This is a genomic window from Protofrankia sp. Cr1, from assembly GCF_963555865.1.
Taxonomy (GTDB): Bacteria; Actinomycetota; Actinomycetes; order Frankiales; family Frankiaceae; genus Protofrankia.
The window spans coordinates 10618-14477 of the sequence record NZ_CAUVXO010000100.1; the positions used below are offsets into that span (position 1 = coordinate 10618).

4 protein-coding genes are annotated in these 3860 nt (G+C 63.4%); 3 read left to right on the forward strand and 1 reads right to left on the reverse strand.

Annotated features, from left to right (window positions below):
• The first annotated feature begins 79 nt into the window (after nucleotides 1-79).
• From U9980_RS10815 to U9980_RS10825, 3 genes are all read left to right on the forward strand, one after another.
• Complete coding sequence (locus U9980_RS10815) at nucleotides 80-916, forward strand: hypothetical protein (RefSeq protein ID WP_322750296.1); 837 nt, start codon at nucleotides 80-82, stop codon at nucleotides 914-916.
• A 152-nt stretch (nucleotides 917-1068) separates the two neighbouring features.
• Nucleotides 1069-1275 (forward strand): developmental transcriptional regulator BldC, encoded by a 207-nt coding sequence (gene bldC / locus U9980_RS10820; protein ID WP_322750297.1) that lies wholly within the window; start codon nucleotides 1069-1071, stop codon nucleotides 1273-1275.
• 817 nt (nucleotides 1276-2092) lie between these two features.
• Nucleotides 2093-3367, forward strand: a complete 1275-nt coding sequence (locus U9980_RS10825) for an ABC transporter substrate-binding protein (RefSeq protein ID WP_322767790.1) — start codon at nucleotides 2093-2095, stop codon at nucleotides 3365-3367.
• Between the two features lie 123 nt (nucleotides 3368-3490).
• On the opposite strand, the gene U9980_RS28515 is transcribed toward U9980_RS10825, so the two are convergent.
• Complete coding sequence (locus tag U9980_RS28515; protein WP_416210226.1) at nucleotides 3491-3724, reverse strand: hypothetical protein; 234 nt, start codon at nucleotides 3722-3724, stop codon at nucleotides 3491-3493.
• Nucleotides 3725-3860 lie beyond the last annotated feature (136 nt).

Consider the following 3860-nt stretch of genomic DNA (forward strand, 5'->3'; position numbering starts at 1 on the left):
GGCCGCTCACGTGCCGCTCAGATGCCGCTGACGGGCCCGCGACAACCCACTGAGGCTTCGGGCATGCCAGGATCTGTCTGTGGCTCCTGTGGTCAGTCCAGCGGCCTATCTGCGGGTGTACGAGCCGCTGGCGGCGTTCCCGCAGGCCGATCGGCTTCGTTGGGAGCGGTATGCCGCCAAGGGCCGTGTTCCGAGCCGCCGTGCCGGCGCCCGCCAGGAGCGGGTCGTGGCCCTCGTCGCAACCATCCGGCCGTCGCTGGACGTCGCCGACGAGTCGGCCTTCATCCAGGTGGCGGACGGGCTGATGTTCGTCTGCCCCTGGTACACCCAGCTGCGGGTGTGGCAGGCGGCGATGGAGTTTCGCGGTGGGTTGCCGGATCGGGTGGCGGAGGCGTTCATCCCGCGACGGCTCGCAGACCCGGCCGAGACCGAGCTCGACCGTTGGCGGACCCGCCGCCCGGATCTCAAGGTCTACGTCCAGACCTGCACCTGGATGGTGCCGCCACCGTGGTTCGTCCTGTTCGATCCCTCGGAGCGCCTGTTGGTCACCGGTGACAGCGCCGACCGGTCGCTGTCCTACCGGACGTCGCTGAGCCTTGCCCAGCGGCGGGTCGGACAGGCGCTGGAGGCATTGGAGATGCTGCGTCGCGTCGCTCCGGACTCACCGGGCGTCGACGGTCTGGCCGAGATCAGACAGTGGCTGGCGGACTTCCACCCACACAGCCGGATCGAACTCGACTACGGCGGACTCGTGGATCTGCTCGATGACGACGCTCTGCGTGACGACACGTCGGTCGAAGACCTTGATGAGGCCCTCAGTGCATTACGCCTAGGGCGAACAGATGTGGCGGTCGTGGCCTATGAACGGGTCCTGAACCGGTGGAGACCGGTTCAGGCACGGGAGTCGGCAAGCTGATGGTTTGCAACCACTAACTGAGCGTGGTTGCTCGCTTCGGACGTCGTGTGACTAGTCAGCAGATGGTCCTGACGTGCCATGTCCGAAATGCCCCCGAAGGATGCACGATCTGTATGGGACGGAGCAACGCTCTGTGACGGGAGGCCAACACAATGACGACGAGAACACCGGACGCTGAGCCGCTGCTGACGCCCGCCGAAGTGGCAACCATGTTCCGAGTTGACCCGAAGACCGTGACCAGGTGGGCCAAGGCGGGCAAGCTCACTTCGATACGCACCCTTGGCGGCCACCGCCGCTATCGGGAGGCGGAGGTCCGCGCGCTCCTCAAGGGGGTCCCATCCGTGGGAAGCGAGGTATAGCTCCACGCCGGTGCGATCGGATGCATCGGATTCTCCTTGCCCTGCCGTTTTGGTCGATAAGTTCTGGAATTCACGAGTTGTTGGTTGTTCGGGGATCTCCGGCTACTTGAGATGTGATCAGGCTAGGACCGAGGGGGATGTCGGTACGGCGGTTGTCTCAAGTGTGGGCAACAGTTGTTCTTCCGATGTGTCAAGGCCGCTGACAGTGGGGGCGCCCTGGTACGTCCAGGCGTCTTTAGGATCTTCGACTGGAAGGCGAGGCGGTCTGCCAGTCGAAGATCTCCACCACCGCAGGGCTGCAGAACGTGCTCTCTTGTCCCTGGGATGATCAGCGTTTCCGCGCTGCTCGCGCCGTGACACGGCCCCGTCGGTAGGTCCGGGAGGTTCCCCGAAACCGGGATGGCGCCTTCCGGACCGTTGTCGTTCCGGGACGAGATCCGCGCCGGCTCGTGCGGGCTGGCGGTCTCAGCGCCCAGCTGCCGTTGGCGCTCGCCACTCGGATGGCCAGCAGACGCGCCGCGTCTCTCCCTGCCGCGCCACGGGACATTTCATGATCATACTCTCACGACTGCCGAGCTTGAGCTCTGCGGGGCGCCTGTGGTAGCAATAGCGCCCATTCTGCTTTCCTGTTATATATCGCTTTCAGGAGTCTGCCCTGTTTGCCGAACGCGCATCTTGTATTTATTGTACTGAAACCGGACAAGCCGGTGTCGAAGTGTCAAACCGACGACCGGCTCGCTGTGCGTCCATGCGTGTTGTGGTGGCTTCCCTGTGCACCCGCGCAGACCGGAAGGTCCTTGCGTCGGGACGGAAGAATATGATCTTATTGGGGCGTCGGAGTGCGGTATCCCTGTTTGTTGCCGGCGTACTCGTCCTCGCCGGTGCGGGTTGTGGCACGGAAACGGCGACGAGCAGCGAGACTTCGGATGCGACACATGAAGCCGGCGGTAAGATCAAAACCGGTGTGGGTGTCTCGGGCGACGCCATTACGCTGGGTGTACTCACCGATTTGTCGGGGGCGTTCAAAGGCCTTGCGAAGGATCTGACCGATGCGCAGCAGCTCTATTGGGACCTGCGAAACTCGACTGGCGGAGTATGCAATCGCTACAGTGTCGTACTTGACATCAAAGATCATGGGTATGACACCGCCCGTGCCGTGGAGCTCTATGGCGGGATGAAGGGCAAGGTCCTCGCGATCGAGCAGCTGCTCGGTTCGCCGATGGCAGCGAAGCTCAGCCCGCTGATCGAATCCGATAAGATGATGACAATGGCGGAGACGTGGGCGCCGGCTCTTACGGACAACAGGTACTACACGCTTGTCGGTGCAACCTACGACATCCAGATGATCAATGGGATTGACTATCTGCTCGGGCAGAAAAAGATCAGCCCTGGTGGCACGATAGGTCACATCTATCACGACAACGAGTTGGGCAGGAGCGCGTTGCTGGGTTCGGCCTACATGGCCAGGCAGCACCAGCTTTCTCTGGTCGAGGAGAAGATCGACCCGAACAGGACCGACATGACCTCTGTGGTGACCGCGCTCGCGGCCAGGAAGGTCAGCGCAATCCTGTTCACCGGTACACCGGCACAGACCGCGTCGGTGGCGAGCGCCGCGAGTGCGCTGGGGCTGGATGTGCCGATTCTCGCCAGCAATGTGGGCTTCGCCCCCAGCCTGCTGACCGGCCCCGCCGGGCCGGCGTTGAAGAAGAACCTCTACCTGGCGTTGCCGTCGGTCGGCTTTCTGGAGCCGAGCGCGAGGGAGATACGTGACGCCTTCGCCGCCACCCATGATCAGCGGTCACCCGGTATCGGCGCAGTGGACGGCTGGGCCGAGGCCATGGTGATGGACAAAATTCTGGAAAAGGCGTGCAGTAACGGCGATCTGACCCGCGAAGGTCTGCTCGCCGCGAAGAGCAGCATGGCCCAGGTCGAGACGGGCGGTCTGGTCCCACCGGTGGACTATTCGCAACTCGGTGTGTCGCCGACGAAGGCGAGTTACGTCGGACGGGCCGCGGACGTGCCCGGTGGCATCGCGATAGCGAACGGCCCGATCGAGAGTGCCGACGTCGCGTCCTACAGCCGACCGAAATAGGCGGTTGGAGCGGCCGAAGGGCGTGCGATCATTTCTTTTTCCGCACGCCCTTCGGTACCGAGGGTCTCCAGGACCTGTCCGATGGATCATCGCCCGCATCGACCAATATCCACCGGACAGCCCCTATGCGTGGTCGCGAAGTTCTGTTCTGCCTGCTGCCCGGGCGCAGTGGGCACAACAGAAGAACTGCCCGTTGGTCTGGGCGCCATGCCCGGAGATCTTCACTCCGCAGTGGTCACAGATCGGTGCCATCGAATGGATCGCGCATTCGAAACTGTCGAACGTGTGTACTGAGCCCTGGGCGTGAACCTCGAAGCTCATCTCGTAGTCATTGCCGCAAACCTCGCAGTTGCCCATGGTGGCCTCCCGTTGTCGTCGTCGTCTCGACGCCTTCATCCCCGCTGATGCGTGGGTCCATAGGGAGAGTGCTGTACTCGGGGTCGGATCTGCGGCCAGGACGCGCCGACACCGGCGTGCTCCGGCCCGGCCTGCG